Below are 24,260 nucleotides of genomic sequence, written 5' to 3'. Positions count from 1 at the left end.
AAATCTTAAACTTATAAAAATAACACAGAATAAACGTTTCTTAGATTGTTGTTTTATTAAATAATAAAAATTATCAATATAATTTATCATTTTTTTTGGAAGTGAAGATTATTTTCCTGGGAAAAGAGCCGATAGTATAGATAACTATGCAAAATCACCAAAAAAAAGTATAATAACAAAACCATCTGGGGGCGACCTTGGTTTCGACGGGGGTTGCAAAGCAGATGCGTGCATACCGGGGTCTCAGATTCCCGTTAAACACTGAATTTATATAGTCGCAAACGACGAAACTTACGCTTTAGCCGCTTAAGGCTAAACGTTGCAGCGGTTCGCCAATGGGCCGTGTGAGGCAACTCACCGCAACGACATTCACATTGGCTGGTTTAATGTCGTGTTGCCTGACATTAAATAAGATTTATGGCAACTGGTTTACAAACAGCCTGTCTGTCGGCGGTTTGTGAATAAGATTCGAAGTTGGCAAGACTAAGTATGTAGATCGCTCTGTAGAGGACTTTCGGACGGGGGTTCGATTCCCCCCGCCTCCACCACCAATTAAATTCAATATTTCACTATATTTTTAATTTATAAAAGCATAATAATGCTGATTTAAACAGTTTTTTAAGTATTCTCTTTGCTGAAAACGCAAAAAGCTCCCAAGAGGGAACTTTTATTATCATCAGCTGTTTAAGGTGAAGCATACCTATCAATTACTTATTATTATAATCACCTTTTATACAATAATCAACAATTAAATTTTAACTATAAGATTTTATTTATAATTTAATTAATTGATATTTTAAACATCTATTAATAATAACTCATAAACAAATCATATTTATGTCTCTGAAAAAACAAAATTCTAATTTTAGGTAAGCTATGATAAATATCTATAAAATCAGTCTCCAAATAAGCTAACCATTACTAGGTTATTACACATTTATAATTTTATAAGAGACTACTATAATCAACATTTATAATTAGCTATTTATTAAGAAATTATAAATTATTCAGATAAATTGTAGCGATAAAAATGATATTTTTTATCTTTATATAGTAGTCTTTGATTATTAAATTTCAAAATGAGGGTAATCCTTACTGCTACTCCAGTCTCCGCCCCACTTAATTTTTACCCTCAGCTCAAAAGCAGCCTGCTTCATGGCAACCGCAATTGTGTGGAATTTTTTCAAATCATTCCAGTCAACCGGGTAAGGAACCAGATCAATTGCCTTTCCAGTACAATGTTTGCTTGCAAACGGATCATTCAGCCAAGTTACTTTACTCAAATTTGGCTGTGCGTATTTCGCCGGTACTCCTTTCTGACTGCACTGCTGAATTGTACGACCCTTACCGTAATTGATACAGCATTGTTCACGAGTTCTTCGACCTTCAGTTATCATAAAATCCTGACTGGTCAATTCAATCGCCCGTTTTACTACCCTGACTAAATCGGGATCTACTCCATACAAACGCTGTAATGATCGATTACTCAATTTATACATTTTATTATTCCAAAAAAAGCAGCCCAAAGGCTGCTTGTGATATTAAATTTATTTTTATTTTTTTGTTGATTCATCACTACCAACAAATTTTTCAGCTTTTTTGCTAACAATATCAATTATGCGCTGTGCCAGTTTTGGTGCTGCAGCTTTAAATGCATCAAGAAATGCTGTAGTAGACATACCTGCAAATACACCAACTCCGGCAAAAAGCCATGGATGTTTCTGCGGGAAAAAATAATCAGTTATTGCCGCAGCAAAGATCATTCCCAGCAAGACAAATAAAATTGTCATAAACCAGCCATAGCGTTTGTAATCGGTAACCAGTAAAGAACCAGCCAGCCCGCCTGTCAGCGCAAATAAAATACAGATCGAAAAAGCATCTTTCACTAAATCCATATTTTATTGTCCTTTATGTTTTGAATCTTCAATCCGTTTTGTATAGTTAATCAAATTACGACCTGCCAGTGCACATACCACTGCTAAAACCGGATAGGTGGTCATACCGGTCGTTAACGGCGGATAAGATGCTAAAAATGTAGCTGATATCACAGCCCAGATTAAAGCAGATATAATTAATAAATATCCAGATAAAACATGGCATCGATTAGATTTAAATATTGTTATAATTAGCTGAAGTAATGCCACACTAAGCAGCAATACTTCCAAAGTGAAAGGTTGTAGTAATAAAAAACCTTTATAAAGCTTCAGATTAAACACCTCACTCCCGCCTAAAATGAATATTCCGGCAAAACCTATCATAATCAGAGCACTGGTAACAGTAATTACACGCGTACCTGTATCAAATAACCATTTTTGTAATTTATCCGGTAAAAATCTTAAATCAAGCAGAGAATAAAGTAACTGAAGTATCAATTCAACATTTCTCATAAATCAACTATCATATCCTTTAAAAATGAAAGCTGGTTAAAACCAGTTTATTAATTATTTTATATTTCATAATATTTTCCAATTTATTGAGTCAATCTTTATTTCCCCTTTCTAAATATACATAAATTTAATTTTATATTATTCTGATTTATTTATTATTTTTTAAATTAAAAATAATTATTATTTTTCTTAATATTCATTTTTATTCAGATGTATCAGCCATATCCGGAATTTTTTTATAAATTAAATTTCAGGATATGGCTATAACTCAAAAAATATATACAGTCAGATTGTTACATTAATTTAGCTAAACAATCCCGGGCAAAATCTTTAGCTGCAGATTCAGGCATTTTTTCAAATAAAGGCAAAAAAGCTTTATGACATTTATTGAATACTTTGTCCATTTCATAAGCAAATTCATGAATATCACATTCATATTTACTGCCCATAATACGAAATACCGGAAACAAGTGCTCATACATCAGACGCATTTTTTGCGAACAAGCAAATGATTCATATAAACTAGCTAATATTGACGATGGAACAGTAATTTCATCGTTATTATTTTTAGCTAATTCGGTACTACTGATACTGGCTTTTTTTACGGCAACACGACTTAACAGACAAATAACATCTACAAACTTAGATGAAGGCACTTTTTCATAGCTAACTCCATACCGTGCTTTCACAGCCTGCCATAATGACATTGCCAGCTCAGCTTGTTTGTCTTTAGATACAGCCAGTACTAGTTGTTTATGTAAAGCCTTAATAATGCTAATCTGATTAGGTAATAGCCCGGTACAGCCATTTTCTTTCTTATCTACAACACTGCCGGATCTTTTTGCAGCCTGAGGTTTACGCCAGTGTTTCTGAATAGCTTCAGTACACTCACTTTGATAAGTAAGAACCAGTTCTCTGAGATTGCTTTTAACTTTTTTGGGATTAATACTTTGCAACCAGTTAGTCAATTTCTTTAATGGAATAACCAGAATTTTTTTGGTTCCGTTTTTTACAGGAATAGATAAAAAACCACAACCATATTTTTGATAACATCCTCTTAATTTACGATGTTGTGTAGACCAATCTAAACCAATTCCATTAACTACTGATTTCATGCATACATAAATTGTATTCTTAACTTTAATGGTAGCCAGACTACTCCCATAAAAAGCAACAAATGTGATACTATTATTCACTTCAAAACTCCTTAATTTACCTTGGGGATTTTTGTTCACTTAATACCTCAAAGGCTGCCACCTTTGAGGTATTTTCTTTTCAGATACTAATATTTAAATATATTTAAAAATTTTAACCTTTACGTTATATAAATTATTTGATAATTAAAAAATATTTGTTTTCATATACTTTAAATTTAAAATCTAGTAATAGTGCCGTTTCTATATAATTTAAGGTAATATACCCCTTTAAATGATTATTAAATATAACCACTTATGGCTATATTAAAATCTCTGAAAGATAATTACAAGCACTTTATGACCTTTAATGACTATTTTTTATCATCTATAAATTAATTTTTATCTATTAATATATTATGTTCCTATTATGAAATTTGCAAAACAACTTAAAAATGCCAGACTTGCAGCAGGGCTTTCTCAAAAAGAATTAGCTCAGAAAACCAGTATCACACCATCACTGATATCCAGATATGAATTGGGCAAAATCGTACCAAGATTAGACACAGTTAATAAAATTATGAACATATTAAATTTTCAGCATACTGAAAATTTACCCCGAAATCATTACAATAATGGAGTCTTTTTGAGTATCCCTCCATTACCTAATCAGCATACAAATATTGAAACGACCCACATATCCATACTAAAAGAAGATTTAAATAACCATAATTTTCAGATAGAAAATTTATTTTATGCAACAATGAGCGGAAGCTCTATGCAAAATCTGCTCAATGACGGTGATAAATTCATTATTGATATTTCTCAGAAACAACCAGTAGATGGCAAAATTTATGCCTTTAATCAAGGTAACTTATTCAGAATTAAGATACTGCAAAACTTGCCAAATCAACAAATACGTCTGAAAAGCTATAATAATTACGAATATCCTGAAGAAATTGTCGCATTAAGTGAAATAGAACTAATCGGTCAAATCATTTATAGAGCAGGTTATATAACATTGTAATCAAAACATTCAGTAATAATTTTATTCAATTTATGAAATATCAGCCGAGTATCTGAATATAGTCTCCGGCTCATTATAATATAATTAACATTTATAAACAAAATATTAATGTAAATAATATTACTATTTTTTCATTTATTGAGAGAATATATTTCAATACAAAATTCTTATGTATTATTATTTAAGTTTTCTGATACAGAAAATCATAAAACCAGATATATTTGAACAAGTATACTTACAATTTTATTTCAATATTCACATATAAAATTTCTAAAATTAACATTTTAATCTTAAATCTGTATTTGGCAAGGTAAATCTAGTTTGAATAACAATTAATTTAAAGTATTGGTAGCACTAACAATTTATACAATGATATAAACTATATAGGATGAAAGAGATGTTCCGTGCCATTCAATATTTTTTCATAATACTTTAATGAAAACTTCCATAATTAAGATATGAACTCTCCTCAAAATTAATTAAATAAATAAAATTTATTTTTAAAATGAGTCTATTCAACCTGTAATCACTTTCTCAAAACGCAAAAAAGCTCCCTTTCGGGAACTTTATTTATCAGCTGTTCAAGGTTAAGCATACCTATAACTAATTTTTAGGTTATTATAAAATATTGTATCGGATATGTCAAGAATTATAACGAAAATATTTTTCGAAATTGTTTTGAATCTTCATTTCCTGCCAGAAAAGCCACAAACTTTGTTCAATTGATTTATTCCAGTCTTTACTTGAGTAACGTCTCCGCTGATTCCGTTTAACTGTATTTTGATTCTGGCGCTTATATAAAGGACTTAGTTTGCAGTATTTGCTTGATAATAGAGCAAAGGCTTCACGATTCTTATAAAACAGATTTCCCATAGAAGTCTTCACCATATCATAAACTTCTGGTTGATAGGTAGGATAAAAAGTTTGCTGAACCCCTTTTGAAGCTGCCGGTGCCTGGTATTTCCATTCAATACTTCTGCAATGCCCTTTTTTAATAGTATCTTTCATACAATATTCATAAGCCCGTAAAACACTTTCAGCCAGGTCAACTTCAATTTTATAGTTTGTCATAGATATACCTTATATAAGTAAAGTACTGAAATCATTTTAAATAAATGTAAAATATAACAAGTTATTTCACTGATTCAATTTATTATTCAATTTATATTTATCATTTTTAAACATATAATCTGATTAAGTGTTAGTTTGAAATTTAGAGTAAAATCATACAGTTCCCTTTTCATATTGTAGGCACTCTCATAAAATTAAAATTGGTTATAGATAATATTTTACAATTTAATAAATATATTTGTTTATACCTAATATAAAATCTATAATTTAGAAAAATCTCTATTAATTCTTCGATAAAATTAAGTCAATAGCTAATAAATTGCAAATCATTGCCTAACTATACACCTACTAAATAAGATTAGGCAAAAAATAAGGATGATTATGTATACGGGTAAACAATTAGGTGAAGCAATCAAATCTGCAATCGAACTTAAAGGTGTACGCAAAGCTGATGTAGCTCGAGCTTTCGGGATAAAACCACCATCTGTAACCAGTTGGATTCAGACTGGTCGTATTGATAAGACACATATCGATAAGTTGGTTTCTTATTTTGCCGATGTAGTGAGACCAGAACATTTTGGTATTGGATCATTCGAAACAAATGAAGTTTTGTTTAATAGTTACAAAGTCCCTTTACTATCATGGATAGACGCCACTAAACAATTAGATAAAAATACATTGGTAGAGACTAATCACACATGGGTACCAACATTACGTAAACACAGTAATCAGGCATTTGCGCTTGAAATTAAAGGCGACAGCATGGAACCTGAATTCACAGCAGGTGATAAAATCATTGTAGATCCAGAAAGACCGATAAAAGACGGCTGCTTCGTTGTTGTATGCGAAAATAACAATAAGGCTATGTTTAAGCAGTATATCAGTGAGGGTAGCTATCATTATCTCAAACCTCTCAATAACCGTTATCCGATTATTGAGATGTCTGACCACATTACTATATGCGGTGTAGTGGTCGAAAAATTTAAAATATATATTTAAAATATATATTTAAAGAACATCGTCAGATTTTAAAAAATTCGAAGCTAAATATAGAGAATAATAGTGTAAATTTTTAGTACAAATTGTTTAGTTAGCATTTGGTGTAACTGTAATTTGTAAATATGGATGTATTATCTCCTATTATTTTGATAAAATCAAGACCTTCAGAAATGATTTTTATTAATGTATTTTTTTGTTTTAAAAAATTGAGTACTATGAAAACTGACTTATAATTTGCTGTTGTTTTCTATTTGTAAAATAGTTATTTTTTTACCTATTATAAAATTTATAAAATTGAATCCCTTGAAATCAGAATATTAATACAAAAAGATTAGTTTTAAATTTAATATTGTAAAATAAACTGATTAATAGTACTCATAAAACATGATTTTTTTCATTTTATTTATAAAGCTATTACTGAGATTTCGGGAACATATTTTTTATTGGTATCTCGGCAAAATTCTGAAACTATAAAGATTCAGATATTAAGCCATTGCACATTACAAAGGCGGAATATTAAATTTTTATTATTTTGAATTTGACTTAAGTTACTGCCATGTATGCTTGCTGTACTTTTAGTTCCATCATGTTAGCAATAGTCACAAACGAAATATAGTGATTCAAATTATTTATTTGCCTAAAAATTTCATTAAAATCCCATTATTTGTCTTTAAAAAGCTGAGATATCCATCTCATCTTTTTAGATTTTCAGTAAATACTATTAAGCAGCAGCCAGATTAAACAACAATGTATAGAAAATTAACATTTATTCATGTAATATAACCTTTGTTGTTAAATCCCCTTTAACATCCTTCAGCCCTCAAAGAATTGTCTCTTATGAGGGCTTTTTTTACTAAAAGAAAAAAGACATAGCGCATTACCCTGCAGAAAATCTGAAGAGAGAAAATCTCGCATTTCAAGAGTTTTTTTCCTCTTTAGTATTCAAGTACACTCATTTATTGTTTTTTTTATTGTGTTTTTCATTGCATCAAATTTTGTTTTGTTTATCTATTTTTCGACAGAACAATTAATTAGATTAATTCAATTCTATTTAGTTTAATTTATAATAACTAAGGCAGTACTGAATACCAGTACTGCCTTTTGTTTTTTAGAAACTATTTAATAACGTCTGCTTCTGACCAGCTGTGCTTTACGCTTCAGATAGACTAAAGTACCAAATCCGCTCCAGATATGCACCAAACGGGTAAATGGAAAGATTACAAATACACTCATACCCATAAAGAGGTGTAATTTAAAAATCGGGCTGACATGCGCAATAATATCCGCTGCACCGCCTCTGAATGTCACAATATGCTGAGCCCACTGCATCAGGCTAATCATTTCTGCTCCGTCCAGATGATGAGCAGAAACATGGATAGTACCCAGCCCCAGACAAAGCGTAATCAGCAACCAGATTAATACCAGTTTGTCGCGCCAGCTACTGTTGGCCAGCAAACGTGCACAGCTGAAACGCCGGTAAATAAGCATCAGTAATCCGATTAAAGCAAGGGTACCCATTATTCCGCCAGCAATCATCGCTGTCAGTTGCTTGGCTTCATGAGTAACACCAAGTGTATCCCAAACTACTACAGGCGTAAGCAAACCGACCAGATGTCCGAAAAACAGTCCGAGAACACCAATATGAAACAGAATATTGCCAACTCGCAGCAGACGCGGATAAAGCAGCTGGCTTGATTCAGATTTCCATGAATACTGATTAGTATCAAAACGAATCAAACTGCCCAGAAAAAAAATACTGGCGGCAATATAAGGAAAAATGCCGAAAATAAATTGATTAAGGTAATACATGCTGTCTCCCGGCTAATTGAATTTTTTATTGCGGAAAAATTGCACTTCCTGCACAGACGGCTGATTTAATAACGGTTCTAGTCCTTCTGCTGTTGGTCCGAATTTTTCCAGAGCTTCGTCCATATTGCGTACTGGTGCAGCCTGCAATGGCTGCGGTTTAACTGGAGATAAAGCGACAACTGCATCCATAACCGGTGCATACACTGATTTACTCTGATGCAGGTTGTCAGCTATATAGCCAATCACATGTACTGCATCAGCAAGTAAATTTTTGGCTTTATCTTCGGCAACATGAGACAAAAATTCTAAAAATAAAGGCAGATAATCCGGCAATTCATTATCAGCCGGTTCAAAGCCGTGTTTCTGATACTCTGCCAGTAAGTCAACCATCGCCTGACCACGGATGCGATCTTCTCCATGCAGATGTTCAAACATGTGTAAAGCATGTTTGCGACTGCGATCAAAAGTAGCTACATATACTTCTTGAAGATCGATTTCATCATGCGTGCGTAAATGTTCAAAAAATGGCTGTAATACCGAAATCTGATTAGCAGATAACTGATCGGCCAGAATTGAATGCAATTCATCCGTATGGTCTAACCATTCCTGCCTTGGATAGCTTAGTAAAATGGATAAAATTTTATACATTTGTCTGTCCTATGAGGCCGACTGACGATTATTTTTCTTACGCAGTCCATGAAAAATAATCGGTGAAGCTTTACGTGTACCAAACAGACTTTCTTTGCTGTGGCCGTTATGGCAGCCATCACCAAAAGAAAATCCGCAACTGGCTTTTTCCTCAAAAGTATTGCTGACCAGTTCTTTATGTGCACTTGGAATGACAAATCTGTCTTCATAATTGGCAATTGCCATTACTTGATACATTTCTTCAATTTGCGCAGCACTCAAACGATGACCGGACAATTCCTGTAATGCCTGCTCTTCAGAATAAATATTTTTGCTGCGCATGTATTTACGCATATCAATCATGGTTTGCAGCGCATTAATAATTGGTTCGGTTTTACCGGCAGTCAGCAGATTGGCCAGATACTCAATCGGAATTCGCATATCTTTTATTTCCGGAATCAGGCCATTCTGACCAATAACACCGGATTCAACCGCAGACTGAATTGGTGATAACGGCGGAATATACCAAACCATCGGTAAAGTACGATATTCAGGATGCAACGGAAATGCCACTTTCCATTCAACCGCCATTTTATAAACCGGTGAATTCTGAGCAGCCTGTATCCAGTCTGCCGGAATTCCCTGAGCCAGTGCTTCTTTGGCAATTTCAGGATCATTCGGGTCAAGAAAAATATCCAGTTGCTGTTCGTATAAATCCTGAGGATTTTCTATCGCAGCACTCTCACTGATCCGGTCTGCATCATAGAGAAGCACACCGAGATAGCGTATTCTGCCAACACAGGTTTCTGAACAAATTGTCGGTTGACCGCCTTCAATGCGCGGATAACAGAAAATACATTTTTCCGCTTTGCCTGCTACCCAATTGTAGTAAATCTTTTTATAAGGGCAGCCAGAGACACACATACGCCAGCCACGGCATTTATCTTGATCAATCAGGACAATCCCATCTTCTTCACGCTTGTATATAGAACCAGACGGACAACTGGCCACACAGGCTGGATTCAGACAATGCTCACACAGACGCGGCAAATACATCATAAATGTATTTTCAAAAGCAGCGTAGATATCTTTTTGAATGCCATCAAAAAGTTTATCTTTAGAACGCTTGGCAAATTCACCGCCTAAATCATCTTCCCAGTTCGGTCCCCAATGAATTTTATCCATTTTCTGCCCGGTTAATACCGAAACAGGCCGTGCTGTAGGCGGTGTTTGCATCAGCGGGGCATTTTGCAGATGCTCATAATCATAGGTAAACGGTTCATAATACTGGTCAATCGCCGGCATATTAGGGTTGGCAAAGATATTGGCCAGTACTTTGAGACGATTACCCTGCTTTAGTTTCAGCTTGCCTGAATTTTCACGTACCCATCCACCTTTATACTGTTCCTGATCCTCCCAGTTTTTCGGATAACCGATACCGGGTTTCGTTTCTACATTATTAAACCAGGCATATTCAACCCCGTCACGACTTGTCCATACATTTTTACAGGTAACAGAACAGGTATGACAGCCAATACACTTGTCCAGATTTAACACCATTCCGATTTGTGCACGAATTTTCATGATTGTGTCCTTTTTATTCTGTCACCGGTGTTTTGGCCGGTTGATCCAGCCATTCCACTCTGTTCATTTTGCGTACTACGACAAGCTCATCACGGTTGGTACCTACCGTACCGTAATAATTAAAGCCCCATGATAATTGAGCATAACCACCAATCATATGTGTTGGCTTCATAACCACTTTAGTGACTGAGTTATGAATACCTCCGCGTTTGCCGGACAGCTCTGAACCGGGCACATTGACAATTTTTTCCTGTGCGTGATACATCAGAATCATGGTTTCTGGTACTCGCTGACTAACCACTACACGTGCGGTCAGCGTACCATTCACATTGAATACTTCTACCCAGTCGTTATCTTCGAGACCGGCACGCTTAGCATCAATTTCAGAAACCCACACATGCGGACCACCGCGTGATAAGGTCAGCATTCGTAAATTATCTGAATAAGTACTGTGAATACCCCATTTTTGATGTGGTGTGATGAAATTCAGTACGATTTCAGGGTTGCCATTGCTTTGATGGCCTTTTACATTCAGCGTGGTTTTCAGGTCTACAGCCGGACGATAGGAAACCAGTCCCTCACCAAACAGCCGCATCCATTGATGATCCTGATAAAACTGCTGCCGGCCGGTTAAGGTGCGCCATGGAATCAGTTCGTGCACATTGGTATAACCAGCGTTATAGCTGACTTTTTCACTTTCCAGACCAGACCAAGTGGGTGATGAAATAATCTTACGCGGTTGTGCCTGCACATCGCGGAAACGAATAGCATCATCTTCACGGGCAATGGCCAGATGAGTATGGTCGATACCTGTATTTTTTGATAAAGCTTCCCATGCCTTAACTGCCACATGGCCATTGGTCTCCGGAGCCAGTGTTAGAATCATTTCCGCAGCATCAATAGCTGTGTGCAGTTTCGGCTGACCTGTGGCCACACCTTCGGATTGGGTGTTATTAAGTTTGCGCAGTAAATCTACTTCTGCACCAGTCTGCCAGCTAATACCTTTACCACCATTACCGATTTTTTCCAGCAACGGTCCTACAGAAGTGAATTTGTCATAAATAGCACCATAATCACGTTCAACCACGGTCATTTTCGGCATGGTTTTGCCCGGTACCGGTTCACATTCACCCAGTTTCCAGTCTTTCGGGTCAAACGGCTGAGCCAGCTCTTCTGGACTGTCGTGCATCAATGGTGTTAATACCAGATCCTTACGTACACCCAGATAATCTTTGGCAGTTTCGGAAAATGCTTTCGCCAGACCGCGATAAATATCCCAGTCAGTTTTACTTTCCCAAAGTGGTTTTACTGCCTCACTAAGCGGATGGATAAACGGATGCATATCCGAAGTGTTCAGATCATCTTTTTCATACCAGGTGGCTGTAGGCAGCACAATATCTGCATACAGACAGGTAGTGGACATACGAAAATCCAGTACGGTAAGTAAATCGAGCTTACCCTCTGCTGCCGGACGCACTTGTACATCAATCGGCTTAATAGCATCAGTTTCATCACTCATCAGTGCATTTTGTGTGCCAAGCAGATACTTGAGAAAATACTCATGCCCCTTACCGGATGAACCAAGAATATTGGAACGCCAGACAAACAGATTACGCGGGAAATTCTGCGGATTATCCGGATCAGTACAAGCCATATCCAGTGCACCTGATTTCATCTGCTCAACAGCAAATGCAATCGGATCTTTACCTTGTGCTTCTGCATCACGGGTCACATCAAGCGGATTACGTCCTAGCTGCGGAGCAGAAGGTAGCCAGCCCATTCGTTCAGCTTTAACGTTGAAATCCAGCTGACTCATATTAGCCATCTGACCGGCATGAGTAGGCGCAATGACTTCCGACATCTTGAGTTTTTCATGCCGCCACTGGCTGGTGTGTGCATAGAAGAAAGAAGTACCATTCATCTGGCGTGAAGGCCGGTTCCAGTCAGCAGCAAAAGCCAGAGGTGCCCAGCCGGTTTGCGGGCGTAATTTTTCCTGACCGACATAATGACACCAGCCGCCGCCACTCTGACCAATACAGCCACACATCATCAGCATATTGATAATGCCACGATACGCCATGTCCATGTGATACCAGTGATTCAGACCGGCACCCACAATTACCATACTGCGACCATGTGTTTCATGTGCGTTTTGGGCAAATTCGCGTGCCACCTGAATCACCAGCTCTGGCTTCACGCCGGTATGTTTCTGCTGCCACAATGGTGTATAAGGCACATCAGCCATATAATCATCGGTAACGCCATCACCACCAAAACCACGGTCAATACCATAATTAGCACACATCAAATCAAATACTGTTGTTACCAGTATTTTTTCGCCATCTGCATTAATTATCTGCTTAACCGGAATATTTTTAACAATTACTTCTGCTGCATCATCCCCGCCGAAGTAATCAAAAGACACACCCATGATGGCATCATGATTATCTTTAAGTGATATCAGCGCTTTGATTTCTGTACTGTCAGATTTTTGTGCCAGCAGATTCCATTTACCCTGCTCACCCCAGCGGAAGCCTATCGATCCTTTCGGTGCAACAATATCACCGGTATTTTCGTCGATAACCAGTGTTTTCCATTCAGGATGATTGCTTTCATCCAGCCCGCCTGCTATCTGGCTTGCACGCAGGAAGTAGCCCGGCAGCAGTTTACCGTTTTCCTGATTAATCACCACCAGATTAGGCATATCTGTCAGACGACGACAATAATCGATAAAATATTCTGATGGATTCTGCAGATGAAATTCTTTCAGAATCACATGTCCCATTGCCATTGCCAGTGCAGCATCTGTCCCCTGTTTTGGTGCCATCCAGATATCACTGAATTTCACCATTTCACCATAATCAGATGAAACTGCTACTGTTTTTGTACCTTTATAACGCACTTCAGTATAGAAATGCGCATCCGGAGTACGTGTCATGGGTACATTAGAGCCCCATACCATCAGATAGTTGGCGTTATACCAGTCGGCAGATTCTGCAACATCGGTTTGTTCACCCCATGTTTGCGGGCTGGAAGGTGGTAAATCGCAATACCAGTCGTAAAATGACAGCGGTACACCGCCAATCAGACTCAGATAACGCGAACCGGCAGCATAGCTCACCATCGACATTGCCGGAATCGGAGAAAAGCCAATTACACGATCCGGGCCAAATTCTTTAATTGTGAATGCATTGGCAGCAGCAATAATTTCATAAGCTTCTTTCCAGTCCAGACGGACAAAACCACCCTGACCACGCTCAGATTTATATTTTTTCGCCAATTCCGGATTCTGAGTAATACTCTGCCACGCCTCAATTGCATTCAGAGTCTGGCGTTTTTCACGCCACATACGCAGTAGAGAAGAGCGAATCATTGGGTATTTCACCCGCTGAGCAGAGTAAACATACCAGCTATATGATGCACCACGCGGACAACCCCGCGGTTCATGATTGGGTAAATCGGCACGAGTACGCGGGTAATCTGTCTGTTGCATTTCCCATGTAATCAAACCGTTTTTAACAAAAACGCGCCAACTACAAGAACCGGTACAATTTACCCCGTGAGTTGAACGTACAATTTTGTCATGCTGCCAGCGCTGGCGGTAAGCATCTTCCCATTCTCTGCTCTCAGCCACCACTGCCCCATGTCCGGCAGAAAATGTTTCTTTGGTTTTACGTAAAAAATTCAGTCTGTCTAAAAAATGGCTCATGAATTTGTGCTCCATAGAGGCAAAAGCCTCAAACAGTTTCTTATTGATTTATATTTTTTCTGCACCATTATCTATGACAATGGTGCGATCACTTCAAATTAACAACTCGTAACTGATTGTTTACGAACATAAAACCAGTAATTAACTATCAGACAGCTTACATAGAAAACAATAAAGCCCCATAAAGCCACTGATGCGCTGCCTGTCGCCTCAATCGAAGAACCAAAACTTTTCGGAATCAGAAAACCACCATAAGCACCGATTGCGCCCATAAAGCCTAATACCGTAGCTGATTCCTTAGTGGCATGAGCTTCTGAAGTCTTAACATCGCCCTGATGCAGATGACGATGAAACTGAGAGAAAATCCGCGGCACCTGCGCATAAGTTGAACCGTTACCAATACCGCTAAAGGCAAACAGCAACATAAAACTACAGAAAAAACCAACAAAACTGCCTTCATTGCCGCCTATAGGCTGAAATACCAGAACGCCAATAACCCCGACAATCATCATGGCATAACTAATTTCAGTAAGTTTTGCCGCAGACATCTTGTCAGACAGCCAGCCACCCACCACACGCAGTACTGCACCAACAAACGGACCTAAAAAGGCAAATTTAACTGCATCAAGATGCGGGAAAGAATGGCTGATTAATAACGGGAAAGCAGCCGAAAAACCGATGAACGAACCAAACGTGCCCACATAAAGCCAGCATAAAATCCAGTTGTGCAACCGCTTGAAAATGACAAACTGTTCCTTTAGTGAGGAATGCATGCTGCCAATATCGTTCATCCCAAACCATGCAGCCAGCGTACTGAGCACAATAAACGGTACCCAGATAAAACCCGCATTCTGCAACCAAACCTGTGCAGATCCCTGAGGCGTAGAAATTGTCTGAGACTCACCACCCATTGCACCAAACAGACAGCTGGTAATCGCCAGTGGCACAGCAATCTGTACTGCGGATACGCCCAGATTGCCCAAACCGGCATTAATCCCCATCGCCTGACCTTTTTCTGATTTCGGGAAAAACAGACTGATATTGGACATAGATGAACTGAAATTTGCTCCGCCAAAACCACATAAAAGTGCCAGAATGAACATCGTTGTATAAGAAGTATTCGGATTCTGTACAGCAAAGCCCAAACCCAGCGCAGGAATCAGCAAACTAGCTGTAGAAATTGTCGTCCATTTGCGGCCACCGAAAATCGGAATCACAAATGAATAGAAAATTCGTAAAGTTGCACCTGATAATGCCGGCAAGGCCGCCAGCCAGAACAGTTCATTGCTGCTGAACTTAAATCCAACCAGTGGGAGCTTTACTACCGTCACACTCCATACCTGCCAGATGGCAAACGCCAGTAACAATGCAGGAACGGAAATCCATAAATTTCTGCGTGCTATTGCACGACCACCAGACTGCCAGAATTGTTGATCTTCCGGCCGCCAATCTTTTAAAACTTTACCCATATCAAACTCACTTTATTGGTGCTTAGGGTTTTTCAGAGAAAAATGCATCCAGATTAAACTGATACATACCGTGCCAAACATCAGCATGAAGGAGGTAGAACGTACACCTGTCCAGTCTACTAACCAACCAAACATAATCGGCAACAGAAAACCGCCCAGCCCCCCGGCCAGACCCACTACACCAGACACAGTACCCATGTCATCCGGGAACTCATCAGAAATAAACTTGAATACCGAAGCTTTACCGATTGCCATTGCCACACCGACCACAAACAGCAGCACAGTAAATATCGTTGCATTTAAACCAATATGCATATCCAGATGACCACTTACTGTACGAATAGACATTTGTGTTTGCGGATAAGACAACAGAAAGAATGCTAATGCGCAAATCCACATTACAGCCCAGGTAACTTTATAAGCACCGTATTTATCAGACAGCCAGCCACCAAACGCACGCAGTACCCCCCCGGGCAGAGAGAAGCATGCAGCCAGCAACCCGGCCTGTTCTAAGCCGAAGTTATATTCCTTAACATAGTAATTCACCATCCACAGCGAAATGCCCACATAGCCGCCAAACACTACTGAATACAGCTGACTGTATTTCAGCACTTGCGGATTTTTCATTAATAACAACTGAGCTTTCAGACTTGGCTGTTTAGCAGAAGCTGCTTTAGGCTCCGGATAACTGAAAAACCAGAACAATACTGTAATAACCAGCAAAATTACGGTATATAAGCGGGGTACAGACTGCCAGCCATATGCTACAACCAATGCAGGAGCCAAAAACTTATTTACGGCAGAACCAGCATTACCGGCTCCAAAAATACCCATTGCCAAACCCTGACGTTCCTTGCGAAACCATTTGGCCACATAAGGAGTACCAACAGAAAATGAGCCGCCTACTAATCCCAGCCACAGCGCAATCCAGAGAAACTGACTATATGTGTGTGCATATTGAAGCAGCCAGACTGCCGGAACGCATGACAGCATCAGCAGAAAAAATACAATACGGCCGCCAAAACGGTCAGTCCAGATACCTAAAGGCACCCGGATAAGTGATCCGGACAGTACAGGCATCGCTGCCAGCAAACCAAATTCAGCTTCACTAAGTTGTAATTGTTCTTTGATTGGTATTCCCAAAACAGCAAATATCATCCAGATCATAAAACAGACAATAAATGCAATCGTGCTGGAAGTAAGCACTGTTACCGATTTTCTAACACCAGAATCCATTCTGTACCCCCATTAATAATTCTCTTTAGTGTACGTAATCACCTTTTCATATCCAATTAGTCATCCGAAGCAAAATCATTAACCAGAAAGCACAACGCCAAATAAGCAAAAAGACCTATTGACAAACTCAATAGGTCTTTATCAAATTCTGATATTCAGTAGTTATTACCCGATACTCAACTCACTTGTTTATTTATCCAGACCATGCTCAATGGCATAGACAGCAGCCTGCACCCTGCTGGCTACATTTAATTTGCGTAAAATATTCTGAACATGCACTTTTATAGTGCTTTCAGTTACATCCAGATTACGCGCAATCACCTTATTACTATTCCCACCTGCTAGCCAGCGCAAAATTTCCCGTTCGCGCGGTGTCAGTGATTCAGTAATTTTCTCGTCAGCCTGCTCCTGCCTGCGCAACCTTGTTACCAGCTTACTTGTCATTTCAGGCGATAACACACTATCACCGCTAATCGCTTTTTCAATACTATCCAGCAAAAATTCTGTATCAATATTTTTTAACAGATATCCGCGGGCGCCCAGCCGCATACATTCGAGTAAATCACTACCGTCTTCAGATACTGTCAGCATCAGCACCACCTGCTGCGGATTATGATTTATCATCTGCGGTAGTGCTTCAAGTCCTCTCATTACCGGCATATCCAGATCCAGAAGTACAGCATCCGGCTGGAGCTGTTGCTGCATTTTTACCCCTTCAAGCCCGTCTATGGCCTCACCCACCACCTCAAAACGCTCACAACTATCAATCAGTGCACGCAAACCACGCCTAAACAAAGTGTGATCATCAACAATCAGAATCCGGTACTTGTTTTCATTAAGCATTATTAAATTCCCAAAAATTATTCCTGCGCATGAATATACTGACGCGGCACCATCAACTCTACACATACCCCGTTATTTTCACGTGCAAATATTTTTAATTCTCCATTAATCTTGCCGGCTCGTTCTTTCATGATATGCACACCCACATGCCCGTGCAGCCCCTTCTGAATCAGCGTATCCTCGGCAAAACCTATTCCGTTATCTTCAATACTGAGGTTCAGGCGATCAGCCAGATATACCAGCCTCACCCGCACAGCATCGGCATGCGCATGTTTACGTACATTTGATAATGCTTCCTGCACAATGAACACTACCTGCAATTGTACATCCGACTCTACCTCATACACATCGCCTTCTACCGACCAGTCCGCAACAATATCAGTTTGTTGTTCAAATCTTTTCATCACCTCCTGCAACGAACTGATTAACCCTTCTGAAACCAGACGTACCCGGAAATTTGACAATAATTCGCGTACATCATCATAGCATTGCTGAATACCCTCATGAATAAAATCCAGAGTCTGTTTAGCCTGCTCTTGTTTATGCTCTGCAAGAGATTTTTCCAGTACCTGTATCTGCATATTCATAAATGAAAGCGACTGCGCGATACTATCATGCAATCCTTGCGCCATTAGGTTACGCTCTTCCAGTATCGCCATCTGCTTATCCAGTTCATTCAGGCGCATACTTTCAATCGCTATCCCGAACTGACTGCAAACAGTTGAAATCAGACGTTGATTTTCTTCACTCAGCGCAAATGGCTTCAGTGCAAACAAGTGCAGCATACCAATTTCATCATCTACTGATTTCACTGCAAATGTCAGACAAAACGGCAGAACCTGCTGCATCTGACAGCAGTGATTATTTTCCTCATGAATAACCAGCGATTGATTATTATAATTAACCACAGACTGATGCAACCGCACACAGCGCCCGCCATCACAGCGATAATCACGGAACATATCTACCTGCTCTTCTGTCAGCCCGTCCGAACCGGCAACTTCAAGCATCTGTGAATGGCGGTTTTTTAACTGCACCACACATGCATCCGCACCACTGAATGCCTTCATTTTATGCATAAATATTTGTACCAGCACCGTCAGATCATGCTGTTCCTGAAACAATGAGGTCATTGCATATAATACCGCCAGCTCACGATTACGCTTAACCACTGCCTGCGTCTGTTCAGCTACCCGATTTTCCAGCGTGTCATATACTTCATACAACTTGGCGGCCATCAGATTAAAACCCTGTGCTACCTGCCCGAACTCATTGGCCGTACCCACTTTCAGGCGTGTATCAAAATAACCCTTACCAATCTGACTGATCCCCTGATTCAGACGTAACAGCGGCGAAATAACCAGATGATGCAGTAACAGCAATGATACAATCGCAGATAGAACAGCCATCATTAATACTAGCACCTGCAACCAGCGCAACAGTTTGATATTGTGCGTATTATCTTGCTCAATAAGCAAAACCAGCCGGTCAATTACCGCAGTGAATTCTCTGGCCTGAGCAAGGAAAGCTTCTCCGCTTAGTCTGCCCTGTAAATAAGCTTCACGGTCAGCAAGAAAATCCTGCAACTGCTCCTCAATTTCCTGAACCTGAGTTAATAACTGTTTATGGCGCTGGCCGTTCATAACTCCGGTATCATGCAATTCGTATAAATGACCAAGTATTTCCTTAAATTGACGCTTTTCATCCGCAAACTGCTGCTCTGCACCCGGTGTTTTCGTGACCAGTACCATATAAAACACCCGCTTGCGCAGACTACCGGCTTCATTGATTGCCATTCCCAGCTCTTCCAGCCGCCATGAGGTATTCAACGACAACCCTACCAGACTGGTAGCCAGAAACAGCCACACAGCAATCAGCACAACCAGAACTTTTGATAACTTCTGTCCGCGTAAAAACGACCGATCAAACTTTTGCCACAGATTTTTCATAACACCCCAATCAGAAAACTGGCAGCACTATAACGCAAAAGTCGAAATACAGATTTGATATTCATTTAAAAATTGATATCTTTGCCAATAAAATATATAATATATTTACTATTTTTTAATATATTTAATAATTTAAATAATAAAATAACTTATTTTAATCTATTTTAGATTTTTGTTAACTATAAAAAGGTGTGAATTGCTATAACTTGGACTTATTAACAAAGTACTGGTGACTTGACACATAATGGTAAGTTTATTAAAACTGGGTATGCAGGTTTTGGTGAAGGGAAAAACAAATCTTCAATGCAATGTGTGCGCAATGTTGGTCCTCTGCCCAGAGGTAAATATATTATGAAAGAGCTTATCTTGAAACATTCAACCTGTGGTGCATATGTAATCAGATTAGAACCTGATCCAAGTAATAATATGTGTGGTAGATCCGGTTTTTTAATTCATGGTGATAGTAAAACGCATCCCGGTTCTGCTTCTCATGGTTGTATAATTCTAAATACAAAGTATCGAAAAGATATGTGGAACAGCGGTGATAAAATTCTAGAAGTAATAGCATAATAGATAAAATTTAAGGATGAAGAAAAGTGAGAAAACTTTTACTAGTACCACTATTAGCAGTCTTACCTATATTAAGCTTTGCTAAAGGGCCTGATTGTGATTCCTGGCCAATGAATATAAGTGAGGGCTGGTTAAAAAATGCTGGTATAGTTGATATCATAAATTTAGATGAATCTAAAACTAAGTCAACATTATTGGCATCTGAGAAAAAAGCAAAAGGCTTATATACCCAGATTTATCACTTTATTTTTTATGATACAACAGGGAATACTTATGAAATCATTACTAATAGTGATGCTTCTTATGAAGAATGTTCAATGAGTGGTGTTGATATCTATTTAATATCAAAAAGTCATATAAACAAGTAAATAAATGAGATGTTATCATTAGCTACATATCTTTTAAGGAAAATCATATATTTAAAAATAGATATATGATTTTCTTCATAAATTTTTAAATAAATTAGATATTTTTAAACTAAAACTTAAATGAAATATATCAGTAAGATGTAATGTATAATTCTAGATAAAAAGTATCGAAAAGATATGTGGAACAGCGGTGATAAAATTCTAGAAGTAATAGCATTATAGATAAAATCTAAGGATGAAGAAAAGTGAAAAAATTTTTACTAGTAACACTATTCGCAGTCTTGCCTATATTAAGCTTTGCTAAAGGGCCTGATTGCCATTCCTGGCCAATGAGTATGAGTGAAGTCTGGTTACAAAATGCTGGTATAGTGGCTATCGAAAATATAAATGAACCTAAAACTAAGATAACATTATTAGCATCGGAGAAAAAAGCAAAAGGCTTATATACCCAGATTTATCACTTTATTTTTTATGATGCAATTGGAAATAGTTATGAAATCATTACTAATAATGATGTTTCTTATGGAGAATGTTCAGAGACTGGTGTTGATGTCTATTTAATATCAAGAAGTGTTTCAAACAAGTAAATAAATGAAATATTATCATTAGTTACATATCTTTTAAGGAAAATCATCTATTTAAAAATAGATGATTTTCTTCATATATTTTTAAAATAAATTAGATATTTTTAAAATAAAACTTAAATCATATCATTTATTCAGCTCTGGAATAGTGAAATTTTGATTACAGTAATTTATATAGTCTTAGTTAGTATCAAATAAATATATAAATAAGATGTAATATTTATTACATTCTGCCATCTTAAAGATTATCTTGAAACATCTACATTGTGTTACATTTGTAATCAGGTTAGAACCTAATTCTGGTAATAATATGTGTAGTAGATCCGGTTTTTACATCCATGGTGATAGTAAAGCGCATCCCGGTTCTGCTTCTCAAGGTTGTATAGTTCTACCTATAAAGTATCGAAAAGATATGTGAAACAGCGGTGATAAAATTCTAGAAGTAATAGCATAATAGATAAAATCTAAGGATAAAGAAAAGTGAAAAAACTTTTACTAGTAATACTATTAGCAGTCTTGCCTATATTAAGCTTTGCTAAAGGGCCTGATTGCCATTCCTGGCCAATGAATATGAGTGAAGTCTGGTTACAAAATGCTGGTATAGTTGCTATCGAAAAAATAAATGAACCCAAAACTAAGATAACATTATTAGCATCTGAGAAAAAAGCAAAAGGTTTATATACCCAGATTTATCACTTTATTTTTTATGATGCAATTGGAAATAGTTATGAAATCATTACTAATAATGATGCTTCTTATGGAGAATGTTCAGAGACTGGTGTTGATGTCTATTTAATATCAAGAAGTGTTTCAAATAAATAAATGAAATATTATCATTAGTTACATATCTTTTAAGGAAAATCATATATTTAAAATAGATATATGATTTTCATCATAAATTTTTAAAATAAATTAGATGTTTTTAAAATAAAACTTAAATCATATCATTTATTCAGCTCTGGAATAGTGAAATTTGATTACATCAATTTATATAGTCTTAGTATCAAATAAATATATAAGTAAGATGTAATATTTATTACATTCTGCCATCTTAAAGATTATCTTGAAACATCCACATTGTGGTACATATGTAATCAGGTTAGAACCTGATCCAGGTAATAATATGTGTAGTAGATCCGGTTTTTACATCCATGGTAATAGTACAATGCATCCCGGTATAGCTTCTAATGTTTGTATAATTCTAGATAAAAAGAGTCGAAAAGATATGTGGAACAGCGGTGATAAAATTCTAGAAGTAATAGCATTATAGATAAAATCTAAGGATAAAAAAGTGAAAAAATTTTTACTAATAACACTATTAGCAGTCTTACCTATATTAAGCTTTGCTAAAGGACCTGATTGCTATTCCTGGCCAATGAATATAAGTGAAGGCTGGTTAAAAAAAGTTGGTATAGTTGATAACATAAATTTAGATGAATCTAAAACTAAGATAACATTATTGGCATCTGAGAAAAAAGCAAAAGGCTTATATACCCAGATTTATCACTTTATTTTTTATGATACAACAGGAAATACTTATGAAACCATTACTAAAAATGATGCTTCTTATGAAGAATGTTCAGAGACTGCTGCTGATGTCTATCTAATATCAAAAAGTCATATAAACAAGTAAATAAATGAGATGTTTTTAAAATAAAACTTAAATCATATCATTTATTCAGCTCTGGAATAATGAAATTTTGATTACAGTAATTTATATAGTCTTTGTATCAAATAAATATATAAGTAAGATGTAATATTTATTACATTTTGCAATCTTAGAGATTATCTTGAAACATCTACATTGTGGTACATATGTAATCAGGTTAGAACCTGATCCAGGTAATAAAATGATATAATAATAATTATAACAGTGTAAGTATAAAATATGATCAAGATTAAACGGCTTTGTATTTTTTTTGTAGTAACTTTATTAGTTTTTCAAGTTAAAGCTCAAGATAAATTGAGTAATAAAATTCTTTATGAATTTCAAGAATATTCGTCAAAGGTCTCATCCTCTGAATATACGTTAAAAAATTTTTTCAATGATAATCATGTTGTTTACGATGAAAATAATTCATTAAATTCACTTTTCCAACCAAATACTCCATTGAATAGTATGGTTAATCATAGAAAGCCTTATACAGGTGAAGCTAAATTTTTTAAAGAAATACATCTGGATAAAAATTTAAAAATTTTGCTCTTTGCATATTTAGATTCAAATGAACAAGATTCATATTTAAATTTATTTACAATCGAAATGCAGATTTTTGATAGAAATTATAATTTTATAGACAAAATAATTGTTGTCGATGGGGCTTTAGCAGAATGTTCATTTAAAAAAAGGATTCGTTTATATATAAATAGAAATTTTGAAATTATAGAAAAAGAAAAATGTTTAGATATAGAAGAAAATGATAGATTATTATCGGAACAAACTAAAGTAACTTATTATTACATTGATAAAAATGGGAAAATACATAATAGATAAAATCTAAGGATGAAAAAAAGTGAAAAAATTTTTAATAGTAACACTATTCGCAGTCTTGCCTATATTAAGCTTTGCTAAAGCACCTTATTGCGTTTCCTGGCCAATGAATATGAGTGAAGTCTGGTTAAAAAATGCTGGTATAGTTGATATTAAAAATTTAGATGAATCTAAAACTAAGATAACATTATTGGCATCTGAGAAAAAAGCAAAAGGCTTATATACCCAGATTTATCACTTTATTTTTTATGATGAAAAAGGAAATAGTTATGAAATCATCACTAATAGTGATGCTTCTTATGAAGAATGTTCAATGAGTGATGTTGATGTATATTTAATATCAAAATTAATATCAGATATTTATAAACAAGAAAAGAAATGAGATATTATCATTAGTAACATTATCT

22 protein-coding genes and 1 other RNA gene are annotated in these 24,260 nt (G+C 36.7%); 10 read left to right on the top strand and 13 right to left on the bottom strand.

Annotated elements, in window-relative coordinates; translation table 11 throughout:
- Positions 1–187: 187 nt before the first annotated feature.
- Positions 188–548, top strand: a transfer-messenger RNA (tmRNA) gene (gene ssrA / locus GY065_RS04425).
- Between the two features lie 519 nt (positions 549–1,067).
- On the opposite strand, the gene GY065_RS04420 is transcribed toward ssrA, so the two are convergent.
- The 4 genes from GY065_RS04420 to GY065_RS04405 form a co-directional block, all read right to left on the bottom strand.
- Positions 1,068–1,499, bottom strand: coding sequence for a M15 family metallopeptidase (locus GY065_RS04420; RefSeq protein WP_100116492.1), 432 nt, complete (start codon positions 1,497–1,499; stop codon positions 1,068–1,070).
- A gap of 54 nt (positions 1,500–1,553) precedes the next feature.
- A complete protein-coding gene (locus tag GY065_RS04415) occupies positions 1,554–1,895 on the bottom strand; it encodes a hypothetical protein (RefSeq protein ID WP_100116491.1) in 342 nt (113 codons plus the stop codon).
- 3 nt (positions 1,896–1,898) lie between these two features.
- Entirely contained in the window at positions 1,899–2,387 is a 489-nt protein-coding gene (locus tag GY065_RS04410; protein ID WP_174833220.1) for a hypothetical protein, read from the bottom strand.
- A 293-nt stretch (positions 2,388–2,680) separates the two neighbouring features.
- Entirely contained in the window at positions 2,681–3,583 is a 903-nt protein-coding gene (locus GY065_RS04405; protein WP_174833219.1) for a phage antirepressor N-terminal domain-containing protein, read from the bottom strand.
- 367 nt (positions 3,584–3,950) lie between these two features.
- Here GY065_RS04405 and GY065_RS04400 point away from each other — a divergent pair, with 367 nt between their 5' ends.
- On the top strand, positions 3,951–4,547 hold the full coding sequence (locus GY065_RS04400; protein ID WP_174833218.1) for a LexA family transcriptional regulator: 597 nt from the start codon (positions 3,951–3,953) through the stop codon (positions 4,545–4,547).
- A gap of 642 nt (positions 4,548–5,189) precedes the next feature.
- On the opposite strand, the gene GY065_RS04395 is transcribed toward GY065_RS04400, so the two are convergent.
- On the bottom strand, positions 5,190–5,618 hold the full coding sequence (locus tag GY065_RS04395; RefSeq protein ID WP_174833217.1) for a hypothetical protein: 429 nt from the start codon (positions 5,616–5,618) through the stop codon (positions 5,190–5,192).
- Positions 5,619–5,993: 375 nt separating this feature from the next.
- Between GY065_RS04395 and GY065_RS04390 the strand changes: the two genes are divergently transcribed.
- Complete coding sequence (locus tag GY065_RS04390) at positions 5,994–6,617, top strand: LexA family transcriptional regulator (protein WP_174833216.1); 624 nt, start codon at positions 5,994–5,996, stop codon at positions 6,615–6,617.
- Between the two features lie 1,119 nt (positions 6,618–7,736).
- Here GY065_RS04390 and narI read toward each other — a convergent pair.
- The 8 genes from narI to GY065_RS04350 form a co-directional block, all read right to left on the bottom strand.
- On the bottom strand, positions 7,737–8,426 hold the full coding sequence (gene narI / locus GY065_RS04385) for a respiratory nitrate reductase subunit gamma (RefSeq protein WP_037391857.1): 690 nt from the start codon (positions 8,424–8,426) through the stop codon (positions 7,737–7,739).
- Between the two features lie 12 nt (positions 8,427–8,438).
- Positions 8,439–9,074 carry a nitrate reductase molybdenum cofactor assembly chaperone gene (narJ, locus tag GY065_RS04380; RefSeq protein ID WP_174833215.1) on the bottom strand — a complete coding sequence of 212 codons (636 nt, stop codon included), beginning with the start codon at positions 9,072–9,074 and terminating at the stop codon, positions 8,439–8,441.
- Between the two features lie 9 nt (positions 9,075–9,083).
- A complete protein-coding gene (gene narH / locus GY065_RS04375) occupies positions 9,084–10,637 on the bottom strand; it encodes a nitrate reductase subunit beta (protein WP_037488730.1) in 1,554 nt (517 codons plus the stop codon).
- A 13-nt stretch (positions 10,638–10,650) separates the two neighbouring features.
- Positions 10,651–14,346, bottom strand: a complete 3,696-nt coding sequence (locus GY065_RS04370; RefSeq protein WP_174833214.1) for a nitrate reductase subunit alpha — start codon at positions 14,344–14,346, stop codon at positions 10,651–10,653.
- A gap of 98 nt (positions 14,347–14,444) precedes the next feature.
- On the bottom strand, positions 14,445–15,815 hold the full coding sequence (locus tag GY065_RS04365; protein ID WP_078474597.1) for a NarK family nitrate/nitrite MFS transporter: 1,371 nt from the start codon (positions 15,813–15,815) through the stop codon (positions 14,445–14,447).
- A 12-nt stretch (positions 15,816–15,827) separates the two neighbouring features.
- Positions 15,828–17,051 (bottom strand): nitrate/nitrite transporter, encoded by a 1,224-nt coding sequence (locus GY065_RS04360; protein WP_025330495.1) that lies wholly within the window; start codon positions 17,049–17,051, stop codon positions 15,828–15,830.
- 189 nt (positions 17,052–17,240) lie between these two features.
- A complete protein-coding gene (locus tag GY065_RS04355) occupies positions 17,241–17,894 on the bottom strand; it encodes a response regulator (RefSeq protein WP_174833213.1) in 654 nt (217 codons plus the stop codon).
- A 17-nt stretch (positions 17,895–17,911) separates the two neighbouring features.
- Positions 17,912–19,843 carry a histidine kinase gene (locus GY065_RS04350; protein WP_174833212.1) on the bottom strand — a complete coding sequence of 644 codons (1,932 nt, stop codon included), beginning with the start codon at positions 19,841–19,843 and terminating at the stop codon, positions 17,912–17,914.
- A gap of 234 nt (positions 19,844–20,077) precedes the next feature.
- Between GY065_RS04350 and GY065_RS04345 the strand changes: the two genes are divergently transcribed.
- The 7 genes from GY065_RS04345 to GY065_RS04315 all read left to right on the top strand — a co-directional run bounded on the left by GY065_RS04345 (position 20,078) and on the right by GY065_RS04315 (position 24,235).
- Entirely contained in the window at positions 20,078–20,413 is a 336-nt protein-coding gene (locus tag GY065_RS04345; RefSeq protein ID WP_194241828.1) for a tlde1 domain-containing protein, read from the top strand.
- A 26-nt stretch (positions 20,414–20,439) separates the two neighbouring features.
- The gene (locus tag GY065_RS04340) at positions 20,440–20,781 is read left to right on the top strand and encodes a hypothetical protein (RefSeq protein WP_025330491.1); all 342 of its coding nucleotides are present in this window, start codon (positions 20,440–20,442) and stop codon (positions 20,779–20,781) included.
- Between the two features lie 245 nt (positions 20,782–21,026).
- Entirely contained in the window at positions 21,027–21,368 is a 342-nt protein-coding gene (locus GY065_RS04335) for a hypothetical protein (RefSeq protein WP_202984034.1), read from the top strand.
- A 477-nt stretch (positions 21,369–21,845) separates the two neighbouring features.
- On the top strand, positions 21,846–22,187 hold the full coding sequence (locus GY065_RS04330) for a hypothetical protein (protein ID WP_174833211.1): 342 nt from the start codon (positions 21,846–21,848) through the stop codon (positions 22,185–22,187).
- 469 nt (positions 22,188–22,656) lie between these two features.
- A complete protein-coding gene (locus GY065_RS04325) occupies positions 22,657–22,998 on the top strand; it encodes a hypothetical protein (RefSeq protein ID WP_174833210.1) in 342 nt (113 codons plus the stop codon).
- A 255-nt stretch (positions 22,999–23,253) separates the two neighbouring features.
- Positions 23,254–23,856: a hypothetical protein gene (locus tag GY065_RS04320; RefSeq protein ID WP_174833209.1), complete on the top strand. Its 603-nt coding sequence runs from the start codon at positions 23,254–23,256 to the stop codon at positions 23,854–23,856.
- A gap of 19 nt (positions 23,857–23,875) precedes the next feature.
- Positions 23,876–24,235 (top strand): hypothetical protein, encoded by a 360-nt coding sequence (locus tag GY065_RS04315; protein ID WP_174833208.1) that lies wholly within the window; start codon positions 23,876–23,878, stop codon positions 24,233–24,235.
- Positions 24,236–24,260: the final 25 nt, after the last annotated feature.

It is taken from the genome of Snodgrassella sp. ESL0323, assembly GCF_013346865.1.
Lineage (GTDB): Bacteria > Pseudomonadota > Gammaproteobacteria > Burkholderiales > Neisseriaceae > Snodgrassella > Snodgrassella alvi.
Note: the sequence above shows the minus strand (reverse complement) of the source record. Positions and strands in the feature narration are given on the sequence as shown.